Genomic DNA, 19,907 nt, shown 5'->3' on the forward strand with positions numbered 1-19,907 from the left:
CTGTTGTGTGCGGGGGTTTTTCCCCGCACACGACTTGTGGGGTATGGCGAGGAAAAAGTTTGGTTGGCTGCTGGTTGTAGGGTTGGCTGTGGGGGCGGCTGTTGCGGCTCCGAGTGTTCCAGGGGCTGATATCAGGTTGCCGAATCTGTTAGAGCAGGCCGGTGTTCCGGGGACGGTGCAGCGCACGGATGCGGACGGGTTGCGCGGCTCTGAAACGCTACAAAAACTGGATATGTTGCCGGTGAAGGGGCGTGCCCCGAAAACCGGATATGATCGCGCCCAGTTCGGGCCGGCCTGGAAAGACATTGACCGTAACGGATGCGACACTCGCAACGATATATTGCGTCGCGACCTCAAAAACGTGGAATCGAAACCAGGCACCGGCGGATGTGTAATATTGTCCGGAACCCTAAACGACCCTTATACGGGGGTCGAGATTGGTTTTAGGCGCGGAAAATATACCTCCAGCCTGGTACAGATTGATCATGTGGTGGCGTTGAGTAATGCTTGGCAAACCGGGGCGCAACAGTTATCCCAACCTCAGCGGGAAGCGTTGGCCAACGACCCGGACAACCTGTTGGCGGTGGACGGGGCCGCGAACATGGCTAAATCGGATGGGGACGCAGCCACCTGGCTACCCCCAAACAAGGGGTTTCGGTGCGCCTACGTGTCCCGCCAAGTGCAAGTGAAATCGAAGTATGGGTTGTGGGTCACGCCTGCCGAGAAACAGGCAATAATACGTGTGCTGAAAACCTGTTGACCCGCCGTTGGTGGGGGTCACAAAGCCTTTAATTTTTTCGCCCCCTTGGCGGGACTCGAACCCGCAACCCACGTCTTAGAAGGACGTTGCTCTGACCATTGAGCCACAAGGGGGATGCGCGTGCCAGCCTCCCATACTGGACTGGCGCGCTAGGGGACTGGGGAAGCCACGTTGTATGGGAGGCTTCCCGTCTCCTACAAGACCCCCACAATCGTCCCTTTTCCCCGTGCTACCGGAAAAACAGGCCAGGGGTGTCATCTTGGGGGTGTTGGTGTGGTGTGGGCCCAAGATAACACGCCGTCACATTGCCTAATTTTTCCCGGTCGGGGTTCGGAACGATTGTGGGAGCCGTCCCCTCAGCAGGATTCGAACCTGCAACCCGCAGCTTAGGACGCTGTTGCTCTATCCGTTGAGCCATGAGGGGTACGAAACAAGAAAAAGAAAAAAGAGGGGACTGTTTTTGGACTGGCATCGGTAGACAATCCCTTACTGTTCTTTGTCTTGTTTCGTTTTTTCTGGGCACCGTAGCCTTTTATGGCGAGGCTACGATTTCGGCAGTCCAGAGTGCCGGCGATGAAAGGAGTAACTCGCGTTGCGCCACCAGACAGGGGACACCCGTTCCCTACCTGGAATATCCACTGAATAATGAGTAGCTTTGGCTTGTTCCCGCAGCAGGACAGGAACGAGCCTCAGCCGTGCCCCCGGCAGGAATCGAACCTGCATAACCAATAAACCGAAGGGAGGTGTAAGGACTCCGGTTTTCGAGGGCTTATAGGGGACGCGGTGCCTACCGAGAGGAAGACTCCCGCAAGACGAAGATGAAAACGAAAAAGACTCGCGGAAGCCAAAATAGGATTAGTGTACCGTCCGGTACACTTCGCCGCGCCCCAGACCATCCCCTCTTTTTTTTACCACGCAGAAAAAAAGAAAAGAGAGGGGGCAGTCCAGTACACGAGCCAGGAATCGAACCCAGGAAAAACGCCCCCGCCAAAAAATTGGGGACACTCGTGCAAAACAAAACGCTCCACGCCAATATTCACAAAACAATATCGTCAAGAGAAAAACCCACGTCTTGGGTCGCTATTCTTTTCTCGACATACACACCGTGTGGGGGCATCATCCCCTACCCGGTATCCACACCGTGTGGGGGCAAAAAGCTAACCCAAACCTAGGGTGTCCTCCACCAGGCGACGCAACACAACCCGCGCCGGAACCTCACCCGCCACCCCATCATCGGGACGCACATCCTGCCCCCCACCCAAAACAGGAGTCAAAACCTTAGACTTCTCCCCCAAAATCCGCATAATCGTCTCGTCCAACGTGCCCGGAGCAACCAAAGTCACACACAACGTATCCCGCGTCTGCCCAATACGGTGGATCCTCGCTTGGGCTTGCGCCACGATAGCTGGAGTCCAGTCTGTCTCCACAAAAATCGCCACCGTCGCCCGTGTTAAAGTCACCCCCACTCCGGCCGCATGAATCGAAGCCAACAACACCGGTAGCCGCCCTTCCTGAAAATCGTCCACCATCCGGGAAACATCCTCAGTCGCCATCCCCCCACGAATCACCCCAAAATTTTTCACTCCCATATCCTCAACCGTCTCAATCAAGGCGTCCATCACCTCTCGATGGTGTGCCCAAACAATCAACGGCTCCGCAAACAGCCCATCCTCTCCCGCCGGATGGGTATCTAGCCAGTCTGCTAACAGTTCTTTAGCGGCCACAATCTTGCAGCGGCCCGCCGCAACCCTAAGTCTCGAAATGTGGGGCAAAGCCTCCGAACAGTACTCGTCAACCAGCTGAGGGGTTGGTGCGACACCCAAATCTTTAGCCCAGGCGCGTATCGCATCTACTACTTCCCTATGTGCTTTACGGTATTCGCCCAAATCGACATCCACAATTTTTGACTGGGACACCATTTCGGGAATATTGGCCACCACGGTTTGCGGATGCCGCACCCAAACGTGAGCATCCAATGTTTGACGCAGTTTGGGGAGTTGGTTTTTTCGTGGCAGGCGTGCCCCCCACGGGGTTTTCCACGTGTAGGTTTGCAGGAAAGCGCCAGGGTTTTTGAACCATCGGATAGTTTTTGTTACTTCCAGGATGGGTAGTAGTTCGTCTGGGGAGGCTAACATGGGTGTGCCGGTTAGACAGTAGCAGGGCGAGTCGGTGTGGCGGGCGATGGCGCGCACCTGTTGGGTGCGTTTCGCTTTCCCGTTCTTTATCCGGTGCGCCTCGTCCACAATAATCACGCCAGGAGCCCAATCTTGAAGGGTCTTCGTGAATTGGGGTCGGGCGGCAAGCAAAGAATCCGTCGTGATTACTGTCCCCCGGTCTGGCAGCGTGACTTTGTCTGGTTTGGTTTTTGCCGTGACTAGGGAAATCTCCGCACCTATCCCGCAGATTTGGGATTCTTCGATTTCTTTGCGCCAACCGGTCGCCATAACCGGTGGGGCTATTACGAGAAGCCTGGCTGGGTTGTGGCAGGCCGCCGCCGCCAAAGCGATACGGGTCTTGCCTAAACCCATCGGTTCAGCAATAAGCCGGTGTCCGGACGCGGCAAGACTAGCCGCCTCCTGTTGATAGTCGTAAAGGTTTAGACCGAACCAGTCGGGGATTTCGGGTGCGAACTGTGTCAAGTATTGTTTGGCCCCGTCGGTGAATGTTAGGTCTGTCCCGGTGAGGGTTTTGGCTAGGCTAGGGGTGATAGTGAACCAGCCGTCGGTGTCCCATTTCGCGGTCGGCCCTAATATTCTGGCCGTGTTTTCACGCCCCGCGAACCTAGGAAACACCACCAAACCCCCCGTCCGCCGGTTTTTGGCCAACAACGGTTTTTGCAGACTACTGATAGTGTGCCCGTCTAGCCGCCTGTCACGTAATATCCGGTATTTAGCCAGTAGCCGACGCGGGTCACCCACCAAAACATTAGTCGCCCATTCACTGTTGCTGTTTCGTGTCGTGTAAGGCAGGAGCGGGTTGGTGTCGAACACGAGCCTCGGCCTGGTTACGGTACCGGTCAGGATACAGGTGGGAGTGGTCATGGTTGTGACCGTGTGGGGCGCAAAATGTTCTTGCCGGTAGCATCAAAAAGTGCGCACCCTCCACCACAGCGCAACAGGCTATAGCCCTAACGGTTCCGCACCCTCAACAAACTCATCCACCACATACTTATCCCCGTCACGAACCACCGTAACTGTATACCCATACATGTCTGTAGAATGCAGTTCACCACTATCGTAAAGGCTAGTGTTCACCAACATATATAGGACAATCCTATCCGGGTCAGCCTTACCCGAGTCCCCCAAAACAGTTGAATCCAAATCGGCCCTAGCCTCAGCCGTGATACCTGCACCAGTCATGCCTGTCCAGTCCCGCTTGTCGGATGCGCTCAACGTTCCCGGATCATGGTCGTTAACAATTTTCTTGCTGCACAGTCCTTTCCGGTAAGCCGCCCGATAACCAGAATAAGGATTCGCATAATTTTTGTTCATAGACAGGGCTACGGAAATAAAGTCGCTGGCGGTCTTTTCTGCAGACTCCACCGCCTGAGCCCAGTCTTGCTCGCTCACACCATCCGGCAATTCGAAGTGTCCGCTCTCCACGGTTTCGATAGACTCACCGGGCTTTTTATCCCCTACAGTTTCGCCAGGGTATGGGGCACGCTCATCCTCCGGGTTGACCTTCTCGTCATCCTTCCCGGGTTGAGGCACAGTGGGGGCCGTGTCATCTATAGACGGTGCAGCTACAGGCCCTGGAGTGTCTGGGGTAGCGAACCTGCCCCACCCGGACACAACCCCCATAATAGCCACAATCACTGTCACCACGACAAGCACAGTCACAGCAACCCAAATCTTTTTATTCACAGTCCGCTCCTATCCGGTCAAGGAACCTTACGGTTTCCTGCCTTTACCGTGTGGGGTGGGTTCGCCCTGTTTGGGGGTTTCCTCTGTTTTTGTGCCGGTAACCTTACCGGTCTTCAAATCCACGCCGTTAGCCGCCATCCAGTCGATGGGGTTGATTAGCGGCGGTGACGCATACGTAATAATAGTAGTCGAGTTCGCCGGCCCCCTGGTGCCTATCTCGAAATGTAGGTGCGGGGCATAAGGGGAGCATCTCCTGCCGCAAGTACCGCCCACATAGCCGATAGGCTGCCCGGCCACCACCTTATCGCCCACTTTGATACCGTCAACGTACCTGCTCAAATGTTTATACACGGACCAATGCCCGTCCTTATGGTTAATAGTTATAGTGTTCCCGGCGCCCTCAACCATGCCGATAGCCGCGACTTCGCCAGCTTTAGCCGCCAAAATAGTCTCACCCTTAGCCGCCCCAATATCTACGCCACGATGCCACCGGCTACCGTAGCTAATGTTGCGCGGCCCATACCCTGACGTGATACGCCTGAACTGTTTCAACGGGTAAGTCCAACCGGTTTTCGACACTATCGTGCCAGGCATAGCCCCGGTAGCCCCCAAACTATCTACCCCGCAACCGTCCGTCACACCGCCCCCCACAGCGTCCACTATCATGGTGGCGGCTTCTTCCCACCAAGCATACTTGTATGGGTAGGCAGACCCTTGTACGGCCTGACATTTAGCACCCAGCGTGGTGGCTTTCTGTGCCCGCTTGTTTATCCGATAGCCCTGCCCGACCTTGGGACCGACCATGCCTAGGAATGCTTTTGTCGCATATTCAATGTTCATGATTTGTTCTTTGGTGCCCCACCCGGATGAAGGACGCTGCTGGAACAGGCCCAGCGAGTCACGATCCCCGCCGGGAAGATTAGTAAGATGTGTTTCGACGATTGCGGTCATGATTGCCATGATTTGTTCGTCTCTGGTTGCCCCGTTTTTTTGTGCGGCACGGATGATAGCGGTGGCGTTGTCGACTTGGGTTTGGTTCATTTTGAATGTTTCGCCTTTCCCGCCTTTGGCTTTCACTACCCAACCGACTGAGAGTCTGCTTTCGGGTGCGTCTTGGTTTTTTGGGGTTTTTGTGCCGGTCGCCTTGTCAACAGCGTCCTGTTCGGCTTTCTGTTTTTCGTCCGGATCTGTGGGGATAGCGGGGGGATATTCGGAGCATTGCGGCGTGTAGTCTCTTCCGAGCATCCAGGCGAAGGCGTTTTCATAAATTTTTTCGGCTTTATTTTTGTCTATCCCTACTAGAGGTAGGGCTTGCAAATTTTTGATGAGCGCGTCGCTGCGTTTTTTTACACACGCATTGTTTTCTGGTGTGTCCATTGTCATGTATGTGCCTTGATTGTTGGTGATGGTTTCGCAGGTGAGGGCAAAAATGTTGTGGTCGTGGTTGTATCCGCCACCGTTTTTGAGAATGTAGGCGACGGCGCGGGTTGCGGCCAGAAAATCGTTTGCTACCTTGTCGGGTACTAATTGTTTGACCTGGTTGTTGAATCCGTAGGGGCCGCGGCCTTCCCCGACACTCAACCCGTCATCTTTTTTGCCGCCGTCTGGCCTGATTCGGTCGGTTTTACGGACACCACCCGCGACAGGAGTAAACACAACATTAGTGTTGAACACTGCGGGAGCAAACACGACACTATTATCGAACGCGGCAGTTTTCGCCTTGGGTGTCTTCTTGAACGGGTCAGCGCTAGTGTCAGGACCAGACAATTGGGCTTTCTTGTCCACCGGGCCTCTCACAGAAATATGCACATGATCCATATGTCGGGTAGTGTCATTGTCAGCCGCCCGGGAAGGGAGTTTGTAGTCCTTCTGTCTGATAGTCCCATCCGGGCTCACCAACCAGATTTGGTTATAGTAGATAACATATTTAATGTTGAATGTTTTGGCGTTCCCGAGCGCCCATTGGACTATAGACTTTCCTAACTGTTTGGCTTGTGGCGTGTCCCATTTACGTCCATCGTTGACCATAAAATCGAGGGCGCGCCCGTTCTCATGATCTCCACCGCCGACACCGGCACGGTTGCCGATACCGTGTATGGTTTTCACGTCCGGGAAGCCTTCATGCCCGCACCTGTATAGGTAGAGTGCCGCGTCGGTGAGTCCTTTTTCTTTTTTTGAGTCTCCTGGGGCGCACCCGGTTATTGGTCCGGCGGTTTTCCCACCGAATGTGGGTGTGGCGTCTACGGGGGAGCCGGTTTCGTTGCGGGATAGTATGGCTGCCAATATTTGCCACGGCACATGCTGTTCGTTTTCTACCCTGATTACGGTTTTGAATTGTGTCTCGGATAGTGCGGTGTTGTTGACGAACGCGGCTCTGGATATGGATTCTTGTCCTTTTGGTGCGTCTGCGAGGGAGTAGATGAGTAGTGACGCTGCGAAGATAATGCTGGTTAGGGCGAGGAGTGGGGCGAGTATTATGACGGTGGCGACGATGGCTATCCGTTTGCGGCCTTGTGTGGTTTTGAAGTTTTCGAGGGTGGTTTTCCCGAGTTGTATTCCTCCTTGTATGGCCGCCCCGTGTAGTCCGCCTTTCATGGCTCCGTCTACGGCTGCTTTAGCAACGTTTTTGCCGTCGTTTATGGTGTCTTTCGCAATATCTGCCGCCCCGTATTCGTCACCGCCTACAGGTGTGGGCCGTGGGGATGCGGGTGGTGTAATGTTTTCCGCATGCCCGGACTGTGGTATCTCGTGGGGGGTGGGGGTAGTTTCAGGCACGTGTCGTGTTTGTGTGCGGTAAAGGTTAGGCTACGAGTTGTTTGTCCCAGTCTTTACGGACTTTTCCTGACGCGACAAGGACCCCGGCTTTGTATAGGCGTAGCGCGTTTTCGTAGTTGTGCCTGTCGTCTCCGTCATCAAAAATACGATCGTCGCCTTGCATGTGCGCCCAGAATGAGGCAATGTTGGTGTATTGCCGTCTGGTGGCTTTTTGCGGTTTGAGGGTGTGTAGCCAGAGGAGGGCTTGGGCACGGTCTGTGCCTTTCCATTCGGACAAGTCCTGCACGGCTTGTTGTAAATCTTCGATTGTGGTGATAGTTTTGAGGGCTTTCGCGGCAATATGTTTCGGTAACTGTCCGGGGGCGACTGCGGGGATTGTGTAGTCTTGTTTGATGGTTTCCCAGCCTTCCCCGTTTTCGCGGCGGCGACTGATTTCTGCCCCTAAATGTTGTTGCATCACTAGCGAATAGTCCCGGATTTTGTTTCCGACGGGGTTCTCTCCGACACGGCGTAGTTCTTCAAGTTCCTGTTCGCGTTGTAGCATGGCGTCTGTTTCGGCCTGTTTTGCTTGCCTAGATTTTTTCGCCGTAGTGTTTGGGGTGTCCCATTGTGGACCGTGGCTGGTTCGTATATCGCTGGTGGTGAGCCGGTCTCCTAGGGAGTCCCCTGTCTTGTCGTCGCCCTCGTACTGTTGGTCGAGGGAGTAGGGGCGGCTGTGGATTCGTCCACTAATTATTCCGTAGGCGATTTGTTGGTGGGCTTGACGGTTGCTACTGTCGGATTCGCGCTGTTCTTGCCGTATCTGTTCCCAAATCGTGGCTCGTTCGGCGGGTGTGAGGATACGGTTTTGGAGGGTTTCGGTTTCTTCGATACGTTTTTCGAGTTCTTTGATTCCTGCCGTGTCGCGTCCATCAATTTTGCGCATATATTCGTTGGGGTCTAGCCCAGCCTCGTCGATGAGGGAATATTTTTTGAGTACCCCCCGGACTTTCATGTTCATATAGTTGCCTTGGACTTTCGCTACGGCTTGCCGGATTTTTGCGCGACGTAGCCCTTCTGCCCGATAGTTGTAGGCTTCGTCGGTTTCGCCTTCTTCGCGTGCGGGCGGCCGGTTTTGGGGGCTGGTTTGGTCGATGGCGTGCCGGACGGGCACCATATAGTCTTCGGCAACCCATTGGGCGACTTCATCGGCGAGGCTGGGGTCTTTCCTGATTCGGGCGAAGTCTGACATGCGCCGCCGGGCGGTATCTTTAGCATCGTCGAGGAGTTCTGCCCAACTGGAGTAGGTGGGTGAGAATGCGGCGATGAGTTCGTCACTGATCTGTTCGCCTTTTTCAGGGTAGTGGATTCCGCCTTGGTCGGGGGTTTTCCACAGTTCGGGGTCTTTATAGTCGAGGGGCTGCTGCGAGTAGTCGATGAATTGTTCGGGTTTCATGATTGTTTCTTTTTCCTGCTGGGGGTCTGGTTTTGTGTTTTCCCGTGTGGGGGTTGGGGCGGTTTCGTCGAGGTCGTTGGGTGCGGTTTCGTGTTCTTCGGGCGCGAACTGTCCGCCGTCGGGTTGGCCTTTGCTTTTACGTTTTTGTGTTTTCGCGTTTTTTTTGGCGGCTACGTATCCCATTGCGGTCCCCTTCTCCCGGTTTTTTGGTTTTTCTTGCGACGGCTATTTGTGTGCGGGGGGAAGAGGGGCGGCGTATTTTTGGGGTGGTGAAAGGGCTACCGCACACAAACACATTCATGTAGGGTTGGGGCGTCGCCTTTGACGTGTCCCAGCTTGAGAGAGCGGAAAGAGAGTTACCCGATATGCCTATTCGTTATTCACCGTTTTTGTTGGAAGCCGGAACACCGTTGTTGTTGGGGCGTAGCCCGCTGGATGTGTTCGGGGACACTTTAGGGTTGAACGGTGAGGGTGGTGTATCGCGTTGGATTCCTACCCCGGTGGGGTCTGTCCCGTTGCCGTCTCCGATTGTTGATGGGGCTGATGTGCAGCACAGGTGGCCGGGGGTGGATCCTCAATGGTTGAAGAATCCGCTGTTTTGGTTGCCGAAACGGTTGGCGTATCCTTTCCGGTTTGAGGATGGTACGGTTGAGGATTTGTGTGCTTGGCAGGCGCGGGTTTTTGTGGAGATTGCTGGGGCTTTCCCGGTGAAGATTGGTGAACGGTTTTGGGTGGGGTTGCATTCGTATGCTGGGGTGCCGTTGCAGGTGCCTTTCGATCCGGACGCGAAGGATATGCCTCTATTGGAGTATGACTTGTCGGAGATGCGTCTTTTGCGTGAGGCGAGCGATGAGGATTTGGCGCATTTGATTCCTTTGTATGATAGGGATTCTGGTGGCTGGTTGGATGTTCCGTTTTTGGCTGGGGTTGATGTGGATACGCCGCGTGGGTTGGAACGGGTGCAGTCTTGGTTGTCTGGTGGGTCGGATCCGGATTTGGATCGGGTTGATTTGGAGTCTTTGTTGGTGGCTTCGGGGCGTGATTTGGGTTGGGCGCAGTATGCGTTGGATCGTCCGATGGTTTATTTGGAGTCTGGGGAGACTGAGGTGGCGTCGTTTTTTGATGACGTGTTTGGGGCGGGGCAGTATATGTTGGCGCGGGATATGTGTGATGTGTTGTTGGCTGAACAGGATGAGGGTGTGGTGCCGTCTGGGGTGGAGTTGACGAATTTTGGTTTGTTGGCGCAGCGTTGGCTTGTTGGTGTTGGTGAGGGTGATGATAGTGGTTTGGCGGGGGATGTGCGTCGGGTTATTTCGGGTGGTTTGTCTGGTGGTGAGGCTGCTGAGGTGTTGATTGCGGGGCTGGTGGCGGTTATGGGTGTGTTTTCTGATGTGGGGTATCGGTTGGATGATCGTTTTACGGGTGAGCAGCGTGAGTTGGTGTGGGAGTTGCGTAACCGGCACGGGGTCAAACTAGACTGACCGCCGCTTTTCACTGTGGGGGTTTTGGCAACATTCGGTGTGCTGGTTTCCGTTGCCGCGTATAGGGTTTAGGCCATTTTAGGTGCGTGTCGCCGTTTAGGGTTTTGGTAACATTTTTTAGTAGCCTAGTTGGGCCTTGCGTTTATCAATATCCGCCTTATTAGTAGACGCATAATCCAAAAACCACTTCGGCAGCGTCACTTCAACCGGCACCGACCGGTCAAACATGTCCACAAAAAACCCCACCGAACCACGTAACACCCGCCTCGTGCCAGGCTCCACCAAGTGAGCCATAGAATTCCAGTTCGGGGCAGCCACATTCCCAATACCACCCTTAGTAGCCGGGGCAGTAATACGAGCCATACGTTCCGGGGTCGGCTCCAGCTTAGTCAGACGACAGGCCGCCTCAGCCTCATTCGGGGTCTTCATATGCATCACCAGGCCGGTGGAAATAAACTCGGTCAAATCGGCCCGCTCCGCGTCAGACACCCTCTGGGTGGCCAAAAATATTGCGGTACGTTGCGAACGAGCCAAACGACCCAAGTTGTTTAACTCCTGCTGGGATGCGCCTAAGAAAATCCAGGCCTCGTCCAACGCGACTATCCCGTCACGATGGCGTACTGCTGTGGCCGCACCAGAAACCAGGGTTTTCACCAACGATGCGGCGATACGTTGCACCAACGGCGGGTTGGGGTCGCCCGGGTTCGGTAGCGGCAGGCTCATTTTCCCGACCTTGATAAGGTTTAGCCCGTCCATGATTCCTAGCGAGGCCCCGCCTTGTTGGGTTCCGACCATCGCCGCCATAAGCGGTTGGGACATTGCGCCTTTCAGGACTGGTTCGACGAGTTCGCGGGGGGCTTCCCCATTGTTGTAGGCGATTAGGAGGGCCTGTCCGATACAGTCCGCACCATGTTCCACCCCATAGGCAAGCGAGGTCATGAGAGGGGTTTCGAACTTGTACAGGTCGGTACCCCACGGGTTTATTGAAGTGAGTAGGGCCGTGGCGGCGAGTTTCCCGGATTCTTTGTCAGTGGAGAACCGTAACGGATCCATTACCCCGTCCACGCCGATAAGGTCGTCCATTGAGAATACGTTGCCGCCTAAATATTTGATGATTGGGGAGTGGTCGGAGTCTTCTTTCGGGTCTACGAACACTACCGGGTGGCCTAGTAGTGCGAATTGGGATACGAGCCAGAGCATGGCCATTGTTTTGCCTGACCCGGATTCGCCGGCGATTAGGGTGACGGGGGCGGTGTCTGCGTCCATCGCGTCGGTGGGGCACCACCAGGCGGGTTGCCGGTCGTGTTCGGTGAATCCGAGGAGGGCTGCGTCGTCGGGTTCGTCGCCGGCCATTGATAGGGAGCAGATGCCGGAGTGGGCGAGGGTGGTGGGTGGCATTTCTAGCCGGTAGGGGGCGAGGTTGATGCTGGAGCAGGGCCAGGTGTGGGCCATACCCCCCATCTGTGCGTCAACCATGTCCACCAGGGTCATGGAGTTTAGCCGGGAAGAAACGTCCGCCGCACTACCAGCCGCTGCAGGAAAAGCCGCCACCACAGACACATTAGTCAAATTCGGGGGAGCAGACGCACCAGAATAAATCATTTTATAGTGGTCAATCAGCCCCAGCTTGTCTTCCTGCTCCTGCTTCGTCATACGGCCTTGGGCCATACGTTCGCGTACGTCTTCGCGATAGTTTTTCTCTTGCCGGTCGAGTTCTTTTGAGGCGATAACCCCAGGTTCTACCGCGCCACGAATCGATACACATACCGCACCCTGGTTTACCAAATCGGTCACCCATTGGGTTGCGTCAGAATCCGCCGGAGTATAGCCCACATCCAAATCCATTCCGCACATGAAACGTAGCACTGAGTGTTCGGGGATTCGCGGCCAGTCAGTCCAAGGAATATCCCGCTCAATATAGTCAATAGCCATCTTGGTGGACGTGGTGTTACGAAACACGTGCAGTGTGTCTACCATCGGGATCATGGGGGTTGCGGGGTTAATGCCCCTATTCCACCAGGCTTCCGCCAGACGGAGTTCTTCACGTGACAGGCGTGCCAAACCGGCGCGACGCATCGCATCCGTCATAGCCTGAAAATCTTGATCATAGTCGGCGGTAGAAATCTCTGGGGCGACAATCGAGTCCACCACGTTTTCGATAGTTTTGCGCAAACCTTCCTGTACGAAAGACGAGTTCAACCTCACGAATAAGACCGCTACGCGAGCAATAGTGGTGTGTTCTGCGAAAGAGGAGTCCAGCATGTCTTTCAATGGGTGGCCTTTGGGGGCTTGAAAAAATGCTGGCAGGTTGACTTCCAAAACATGGAATTGGCGGTAGTTTGTTCGGTTGGCGCGGCGCTGCTTAATCATGCCGACCGGGGTCATGTCGGCGAGTTCTTGGAATGCGTCGGTTAGGGGTTGTCCGGCGGCGATACGCCGTTGGGTGTCTTTGGCTTCGACTACGGGTGAGAGGGGGATTTTGTAGGCTGCCCAGACGGTGCCGTTTTCTCCGATGAGCCTACCGTCGGAGGTGCGTCGGACTACGGTGGTGGGGACTACGGGGGCTTGTTCGCGGGGTAGGAGCCGGATTGAGGCTTGTTCTTCGGTGAGGTTAGGGGGTAGGTGTTTGCCGGTTTCGTTCTTTTTCCGCATTTTTAGGCTTCTTTGCTGTCTGTGTTCGTGTCGGTGTTGTTTTGGGTTTTTGTCCGGTTGGGGGCCGGTTTTTGGGTTTTGTTGTTTTTGCGAGGTTTTTTGTCTTTCCTCCCTGTGTCCGTGTCAGCGTCTGGTTCTTCGCCTTCAACTTCCTCACCCGTATCAGTATCGGTATCGGTATCAGCCTCAGTATCAGTATCGGTGTCAGTATCAGCATCAGTATCAGGTCCCGCCCCCGCCTTATCCTGCGGAGACACCAAACCAGCATCCTCATTAGCCTTAGCAACCTCAGCCGTAACCCAATTCTGGAACGGCTCCAACCCCAGACCGCCACCAGCACCAGACCAAGCAACCACGCGCGGAGCCGCAGACGAAGCCTCCACAATCAGCACATCGTAGCTGATAGACGGCAGCCCCTCACCAGTCTCACCATCCACCCGGCCACCTTCATCATCAGGCCAAGTACCAGACAAAGACACCCGAGCAATAACCGTCTCAGGGGCTTCTTCCAGTTTCGGGTTAGCCTTCAAATCCGTGCCCGGAGGATACGTAGCAGCCACAATCTTCGCCTCAACCAAATCAAACCCAGGCAAAGGAACATAATTATGGGTCTCATCCGGGTCACCCACAATCTGACGCAGCTTCGCACCATCCCCGCTCGTGAACGCCTCAGCCCAGTTAGTCACCGCAACTTGGGCATTATCCGAAAGGTTAGCGGGCAAAGCGCCAGGCCACAACTGTTCCAGGGTGACTCCTGCCGGTGGGGTCGGGGCGGGCACCAAAGACGGTTCACCCACCACTAGCGGGCCGGACGCGGCACGGGCAATAGCGACCGTAGCAGTAAAAAACCGTACCACGGTGCTGTCACCGTCAGGGGGCGGGAACTGTGCTATAGATACAGAATGCATACGATATACCGGCCAAGGCACAACATCCCCGTTGCTGTCAGTTTCTTTCGGTTCACTAATTTGGGGAATGTCTATAGCATTGTTCCAGGCCAAAATTTTGGCTCTCGGCAGGGGGGACGGGCTAGTCGACAACCACTCTTGGACGGTTTCGAGGGCCAGCGACCGGTCTAGCGCATCTTCGCTACCGGTAATAGCGCCGTTAGCGTTGCCGGTGCCGGTTTGAGGGACGGCCGCGCCGGAGATTACGTAGGCGAGGGAAAAAATGGTGACGACAATCAGGATTGGCCAACTGTAGGTGGCGGCCCGCACATAGTTCAGTATCCGTTTGCGGTCCTTTTGTTTTTGTGCGAGTTTGAGTATGCCGGGGCGAGGGTTCTCGTCTCGTGCTTCTAAAGATTCCCAAGCATTGTTCACCATTGCGCGTTTTTCCTATCGTGCCGTTTTCCCAAGTGTTGCCGGTTTGCCCTAGCCGACTAGTTCTTCCCTCTCCGAATGCTTCGTCACCATCCGGTGGTGTTACCCAACCGGTTAGCCGCCGTACGAGAAATGTTCGGATCAGGATCCGCCAACAAAATCTGTAAAGTGCCAGCAGACAAATTCGGCTCACCAATAAGAGCCTGACGCACCCTCAAATCCTTATGGGTAGCCAGCAGGGAAGCACAATCCGGGCAGCGAGTCTCTCCCTCCCCTATCGGGTTTAAACAAATCCGCCACCCTTTCGAGGACGGTTTCGGAGGCCACTCAACCTCCCCCTCCCACCCGGGGACGGGGGTCCAAGAACGGCACCTAGGCATCAGCGCCGCCTCCTTCTCCTCGATAGTTTCAAATCGAAAACGGTTATGGGTGACCCCATAGGGTTAGGGTGCGGTCTTTCGACATCAGCCGCCATTACCGCACCCCGACGGGTGGCAACCACCCGGTAGGGGACAGTTTTCCCTTTTACCGGGTTGTCTACACACATTGGGTAACCCAACGCCCCCCCTTATTTGAGTAGTTCGCGAATCTGGTCGAGCCGGCTACCCGTGTTTTCGGGCAAGGTCTTGAGTCGGTGGGCGAGCTGTTTCGCGGCCTCAATATCCTGGCCTGGAATACTGTCTTGGCTGCCGGTCAGGGCGCGGGTAATGTCCCAGACGGGGCGCATCCCGGCACGCCCAGCCCCGAGTAGGGTGAGGGCCAAATCCATCTCGTTCATGCCCATATAGTCGGCGATAGTGTCAAGCTGTTTGATAGCGGTCTTGCCGGTGTCGTAGACCGCAATGGTGAGTTCGGTCGGGTCTGGGGTGGTGTCCAAAATTTTTGCCAACAGTTGCCTAGTCGCATCGTCGAGCCGGTGCAGTTTTGTGGCGGTTTGGGCAATGCTACGGATTAGGGTTTTGCTGGGTTTACTGTTACGGGCCGGGCGGGGTTTTTTCGCCGGTTTACCCGATGCTGCCGGTTTGGTAGACGGCTGTCCCGCTGGGGCGGCTGGTGCCTGTGCCGGCGGGTTTTGGGTCGGGCGTACCACCGGAGGGGTGGTGCGTGCCTGTGCCGGTGGGGTAGCCTGGGCGGGACGTGCCACCGGTGGGGTAGACGACACCGGCATGTGCGGCTGGGTCAGGGGCGGGGTTTGGGTTTCCATAATGGGGTTCCTCGATTCTTGCTAGTTGTTTTGTGCCTTGTTTCGGTCAAAAATGTTTAGCCACTCTTCGGCCATGTTTGGCCTGTAGTGTGCCATGTTTGCTGTCTCGTAGGAGCGCAATACTAGGCCCGGGTTTGGTTGCTGTACCGCCCACCAGGCGGCGGCGGCTTCGACGGGGGCTTCCACTAAAGGTTGCGGGGCGAAAACCAGGTCACGGCCCACATAGTGGGGGGTAGAAAAATCGAGGATAGTCTGACACCCGACGGCATCTTTTTGGGCGATCAGACAGGCTTGCTCATACAAATCCGGGTCGTGGATAGTTTGGGCTGCCCACAGCGGGAACTGTAGGGGGCGCGCTACCCGGTCTCCTTTCCACATATCGAATAGGAGGTTTAGGACTTCTCTTGCCCTGACCCGCGGCGCTGGTTCGACTGTGGGGGTGAGGATAGCGTTGTCGAGTGTGAGTATTGGGGGGTGGAACATTTGGGGCATGACCCGAATCGGGTCGCACAGTTCAGCGTTTAGCCCGACGGTGAGGGTGGCGGGGGTTTGGTTAATGTCCCCGGCAGCACGTAGAACGTGAGGCAGGTGTTGAATATTGGTGTGGGGGGTGAAGTTCAGGGCGTGACTGGTAGTGTCCCAAATGTTTTGGAGTCGCTGAACAACCGGCGGTAGCGGCCGGTAGGTTTGTGTAGGTGGCTTCACCATAAACTTTTTCTCCAATCATGAACCCGTCTCATTAATGTGTTTGTGTGCGGGCAACATTTTTTGGTTTGGGGGCGGGAAAACACACCCCCAGGTTTTTCCCCGAACAGTCAGGCCGTAGCAAGCAGAGAGACGCACCTTCAAGAATCCACAGTCCGATTCTTTTTTCTTGAAGGCTTTATCTACGCCTCTCCGCTTCTTTCATCTCCCAACAGGGGCCTGAATGTTTGAGGTGGGGTTGTGTTTCCCGACCCTCAACCTGATTGTTGTGTGCGGGACACAAAAACTGTGGTGGCGGGCAAACCCTTGTTAGATTTACCCGCCACCAGGACTATCCAATTGTTCGGCGGCTACTGGTTGGCGGCAACCGTCACCGTCTCTACACCGTCCGGGCCGGTCGTGAACTGGGCGCGAGAATCCGGCCCCAAATCGTCCAACCAACGCAACACACGCACCTTAGACACACCATTACCCCTATCGAAACTCTCAACCTCTTTAAAAGCCAAAACCTTATGTCCAATAAGGGAACGGACATATTTGCCCATCAGGCGGCCCTCTGGATGGTAGGCCGGTTCGGTACGGATACGTTCACAGCCCGGAGCCAATGCTGGCGCACCGTCAGGCAAGTCCGGTACACGATCCGTTCCGGTAAACAGGTCCACCAGGAACCGTTTAGTGTTGGGTTCTTGCACCACCTGGGTAACAGTGGCCGGGAACGGTTTCTCGCTATCTACCGCACGCTGATAGGCTTCCACTACCCGGCCGGGGATGGACGCGGGGGACGCGAGCCGCATCAACTGTACGGCTTTGAACCCGATACGGGCTTCATAATCTTCCTGGCGCTCTCCGGTTTTCCGGGCGGGGGTTTGCTCAATGGCGAGACGCAAAATTTCTGGATCCATCATTTTTTCCTTCCGTTTTTTAGAATAGGCAGTCGAGGTTGAGTCGCGGCTGGGGCTCCATGATGATGCGGGCGGCGAGTTCGGCTTGCCAACACATGTAGGCGACACATTTTTCTCCCCAGGCACGCATTTCTTCCGCATTATGCCCGTCCCCGATTGGGGGTGGGGTTTGTTCAACGAAGGTGCGCATCGAGCCGCGTAGCCGGGTGGCGATACCGTCCGCTGGGGAGTCTACGATTGAGATTCTGGCTTGGGCGGTAGCAACCATGTTTTCTAGGGCACGCGATAGGGTTTCGATACGGTTTTTCGTGGTGCGCATTTTTGCGTCCTGCAGCAACTGTACGGATAGGGTGATGGTTCCCATTGTGCCTTGGACTGCGTAGGATGCGCCGTTGAGGTATTGTCCTGCCATCAGGTTCCAGGCTTGGGAGCCTCCGTATAGTTTGTGGGAGTGTTGCGGCACCCGGTTGGGGGTGGCGGGAATGTCGGCAGTTTTGGTGCCCGCTGCCTCGGGTTTACTGTTTTTTGTTTCCATGCCCTTACCGTGTGGGGGGCCGTTTACGGGTAGGGTGGCGGGTTTTGTTCCGGGGAGCCTGGGGTCGTCAGGTTTTGGCAGCCCGTCTTTTTTCGGGACACCAGACCCGGCGGGACACACAGACACTAAAGGACACCAGCCGCACAAGGGGGTGGGTTCGAGCAGGAATTCGTTTCGTTCGGTGGCGGTCGCGAGTTTGTTCCACGATTTTGTGAACAGGTCGCGGACAGTCTGTTTGTGTTTCCGGTTGGGGGTGACGGTGCGGGCCTGCCGGTCTGCCGTATATAAAAGTGTGGCGGGTTGTGGGGTGGTGCCGTCGTTTTGGGCGATAACCATAGAGTAGGCGATAATCTGGTCGCCGTGGGCGTCTCCGTATTTGCGGATTTTGTATGCGGTGGGGGCTTTCCCTGTCTTGTAGTCCACGACCTGTTGCATGTTTTTGTTGTTTAGGTCTATCCGGTCGGCGTAGCCCCTAAACGGTATTCCGGCGATGTCGCCTTGGACGAGGACTTCGGTGCCGGCAACATTGGTTTGGGTGGGGTCGGTGAGGGCGCATAGTCCGTCATAGTTTTGTTCGACGAGTTTCGCCAGGTCCGAGAATTGTTGGTTGGTGAGTTTCCGGGTTGCCTGTAGTTTTTCGAGCGTGTAGGAGGTGATGTTGAGGAACGTGGTGTTGGTGCGGTTTTCTGGCGGTAGGTTGTAGAGTTGTTCGAAAATGTTGTGGATGATGTTGCCGGTAATGTTGGGGGCGTCATACCGCCAGGGTTCTTGTATGGTTCGTCCTGCTATCCAGGATGCGGCGCAGCCTTGTAGGGCTAGGGCGGTGGATGGGGATAGGAATTGTCGTTTGGCGGCTTGGAGTGTGTCGGGGTTGAGGATGAGCCGGTCGGTGTCGAACCATGAGCCGTTCATGGTTTCGGGGCCGGCGTGGCCGCGGATGATTGTGGTTTTGTTTTTTGTTTCCATACCCCCACCGTGTGGGGGCTACACGGTGTGGGGGGTGGTTTTTTTGCGGGATAGTCTTTGGTTAGACTGCGTTGGGGACGGCGGCGCGGAGTCTTGCCGTGAATCGTGCCCATTGGGTTTCGCTCATGAGCGGGGACTGTTCGTAAAGGTCTTCCCACGGTATTTGATGGTGGGGGTTGATGGTGGGTGCCCACCCGTTTTCGAGACGTATCCAGGTTGCGCCTTCCCGGTCGTATATGACGGTTTCGGGGTGGGGTTCGGGTGGTGCCCATTTTTGTAGGCTGGTGGGGGTGACCGGGCCGTATTCGGCGTCCATGTCGTCCCAGGTGGCGAGTAGCGAGTCCCACAGGTTGACGTATAGGTTGCCGCTGGTGCGATGCCATAGGCGTCCTTCTCTGTCTTCATAGTAGAGACTGGTTTTGTCTATCACGGGGTCACCTCCTGGTTTTTGTGTGTTTTGTTGGTTGTTACCGTGTGGGGGGACGGTTGGTTATATAGACTTCTTGGTCTGTCGGGTAGGTTTTTCGTGTTTTGAAACAGTTACTGTAGTTTTTTTCTAGCCTGTAAACCTTATAGTTGTGGGTTTCTGTCCATGTTTTGAGGCTCGTGTTTTGCCGGTTTTTGCTGGCTAACAGGTTGGAGTATCCGAACCCTATATTGTGTTGGTTGAGCCGGTCAGCCAGGTCGCGTACCCGGTTCGCGTCTTCGATGTTCCACATGGTGTTGTATGGTGCGGCCGTGTTTTCGTAGGGCGGGTCTAGGTAAACAAAATCGTGGGGTGTAAAAACGTTCAGGTCAATGTTGCGATAGTCGAGGCTCGTGATGCGAACCTGTTGCAAGCCCTGGCGATACCCGGGCAGACAATCCAGCTTATTGGCATATTGGCGGGGTCCTGGGGCTTTCGGCGCGTTATATTCCCCCCGACTGTTAAACCTAAACAGGCTGTTTATCGCGAACAGCAGCAGCGTGTAGAGAACAACCGGATCATGGCCCGTATTGTATCGGTCGCGTAGGGTATAAAACTTCGACTCGTTCAGATTATCTAAATCGTATTCGCTGATAAGACCATAAACTTGTTGAACAAAACTATCAGGGTCGGTGTCTCTAATGGCCCGAAGCAGCCCGGTAAGATACGGGTTAGCGTCGTTCACTATCTTCCGACCAGCCTGCGCATTCACAGCCACACACCCTGTACCGGCAAACAGGTCAATAAACCTACCCGTGACGGGCGGTATTAACGGTAAGAGTTGCGGTAGTAGACGCCGTTTGTTCCCCATATAGGTGAAAGGTGGTGAAACTATCTGCAC

The 19,907-nt window shown here is 55.3% G+C and carries 15 protein-coding genes and 2 tRNA genes; 2 read left to right on the forward strand and 15 right to left on the reverse strand.

Going from position 1 to position 19,907, the window contains the following annotated elements; translation table 11 throughout:
• Positions 1-43: 43 nt before the first annotated feature.
• Complete coding sequence (locus Q0V70_RS04065; protein ID WP_297588683.1) at positions 44-760, forward strand: HNH endonuclease family protein; 717 nt, start codon at positions 44-46, stop codon at positions 758-760.
• A gap of 40 nt (positions 761-800) precedes the next feature.
• Here the strand turns inward: Q0V70_RS04065 and Q0V70_RS04070 are convergent.
• The 6 genes from Q0V70_RS04070 to Q0V70_RS04095 form a co-directional block, all read right to left on the reverse strand.
• Positions 801-873, reverse strand: a tRNA-Arg gene (locus tag Q0V70_RS04070).
• Positions 874-1,111: 238 nt separating this feature from the next.
• Positions 1,112-1,184: transfer RNA gene (locus Q0V70_RS04075), tRNA-Arg, on the reverse strand.
• A gap of 733 nt (positions 1,185-1,917) precedes the next feature.
• On the reverse strand, positions 1,918-3,801 hold the full coding sequence (locus tag Q0V70_RS04080; protein WP_297588685.1) for a DEAD/DEAH box helicase: 1,884 nt from the start codon (positions 3,799-3,801) through the stop codon (positions 1,918-1,920).
• 78 nt (positions 3,802-3,879) lie between these two features.
• The gene (locus tag Q0V70_RS04085; RefSeq protein WP_297588686.1) at positions 3,880-4,623 is read right to left on the reverse strand and encodes a hypothetical protein; all 744 of its coding nucleotides are present in this window, start codon (positions 4,621-4,623) and stop codon (positions 3,880-3,882) included.
• 27 nt (positions 4,624-4,650) lie between these two features.
• Positions 4,651-7,398 (reverse strand): M23 family metallopeptidase, encoded by a 2,748-nt coding sequence (locus Q0V70_RS04090; protein ID WP_297588688.1) that lies wholly within the window; start codon positions 7,396-7,398, stop codon positions 4,651-4,653.
• Positions 7,399-7,423: 25 nt separating this feature from the next.
• Complete coding sequence (locus Q0V70_RS04095) at positions 7,424-9,016, reverse strand: hypothetical protein (protein WP_297588690.1); 1,593 nt, start codon at positions 9,014-9,016, stop codon at positions 7,424-7,426.
• A gap of 182 nt (positions 9,017-9,198) precedes the next feature.
• Here Q0V70_RS04095 and Q0V70_RS04100 point away from each other — a divergent pair, with 182 nt between their 5' ends.
• Complete coding sequence (locus Q0V70_RS04100) at positions 9,199-10,314, forward strand: hypothetical protein (RefSeq protein ID WP_297588692.1); 1,116 nt, start codon at positions 9,199-9,201, stop codon at positions 10,312-10,314.
• Between the two features lie 117 nt (positions 10,315-10,431).
• Here the strand turns inward: Q0V70_RS04100 and Q0V70_RS04105 are convergent, their stop codons facing one another.
• The 9 genes from Q0V70_RS04105 to Q0V70_RS04145 form a co-directional block, all read right to left on the reverse strand.
• Positions 10,432-12,966: an ATP-binding protein gene (locus Q0V70_RS04105; RefSeq protein WP_297588694.1), complete on the reverse strand. Its 2,535-nt coding sequence runs from the start codon at positions 12,964-12,966 to the stop codon at positions 10,432-10,434.
• Positions 12,967-12,968: 2 nt separating this feature from the next.
• Positions 12,969-14,291, reverse strand: a complete 1,323-nt coding sequence (locus tag Q0V70_RS04110) for a hypothetical protein (RefSeq protein WP_297588697.1) — start codon at positions 14,289-14,291, stop codon at positions 12,969-12,971.
• A gap of 83 nt (positions 14,292-14,374) precedes the next feature.
• The gene (locus Q0V70_RS04115; protein ID WP_297588700.1) at positions 14,375-14,500 is read right to left on the reverse strand and encodes a hypothetical protein; all 126 of its coding nucleotides are present in this window, start codon (positions 14,498-14,500) and stop codon (positions 14,375-14,377) included.
• A gap of 356 nt (positions 14,501-14,856) precedes the next feature.
• The gene (locus tag Q0V70_RS04120; RefSeq protein WP_297588702.1) at positions 14,857-15,492 is read right to left on the reverse strand and encodes a hypothetical protein; all 636 of its coding nucleotides are present in this window, start codon (positions 15,490-15,492) and stop codon (positions 14,857-14,859) included.
• A gap of 21 nt (positions 15,493-15,513) precedes the next feature.
• The gene (locus Q0V70_RS04125) at positions 15,514-16,200 is read right to left on the reverse strand and encodes a hypothetical protein (protein ID WP_297588704.1); all 687 of its coding nucleotides are present in this window, start codon (positions 16,198-16,200) and stop codon (positions 15,514-15,516) included.
• A 347-nt stretch (positions 16,201-16,547) separates the two neighbouring features.
• Positions 16,548-17,102 carry a hypothetical protein gene (locus tag Q0V70_RS04130; RefSeq protein ID WP_297588707.1) on the reverse strand — a complete coding sequence of 185 codons (555 nt, stop codon included), beginning with the start codon at positions 17,100-17,102 and terminating at the stop codon, positions 16,548-16,550.
• Between the two features lie 16 nt (positions 17,103-17,118).
• Positions 17,119-18,600 (reverse strand): PD-(D/E)XK nuclease family protein, encoded by a 1,482-nt coding sequence (locus tag Q0V70_RS04135; RefSeq protein ID WP_297588710.1) that lies wholly within the window; start codon positions 18,598-18,600, stop codon positions 17,119-17,121.
• Between the two features lie 61 nt (positions 18,601-18,661).
• The gene (locus tag Q0V70_RS04140; protein ID WP_297588713.1) at positions 18,662-19,030 is read right to left on the reverse strand and encodes a hypothetical protein; all 369 of its coding nucleotides are present in this window, start codon (positions 19,028-19,030) and stop codon (positions 18,662-18,664) included.
• 37 nt (positions 19,031-19,067) lie between these two features.
• Entirely contained in the window at positions 19,068-19,907 is an 840-nt protein-coding gene (locus Q0V70_RS04145) for a Dam family site-specific DNA-(adenine-N6)-methyltransferase (protein ID WP_297588716.1), read from the reverse strand.

The sequence above is a fragment of the uncultured Mobiluncus sp. genome (assembly GCF_947087965.1).
Taxonomy (GTDB): Bacteria; Actinomycetota; Actinomycetes; order Actinomycetales; family Actinomycetaceae; genus Mobiluncus.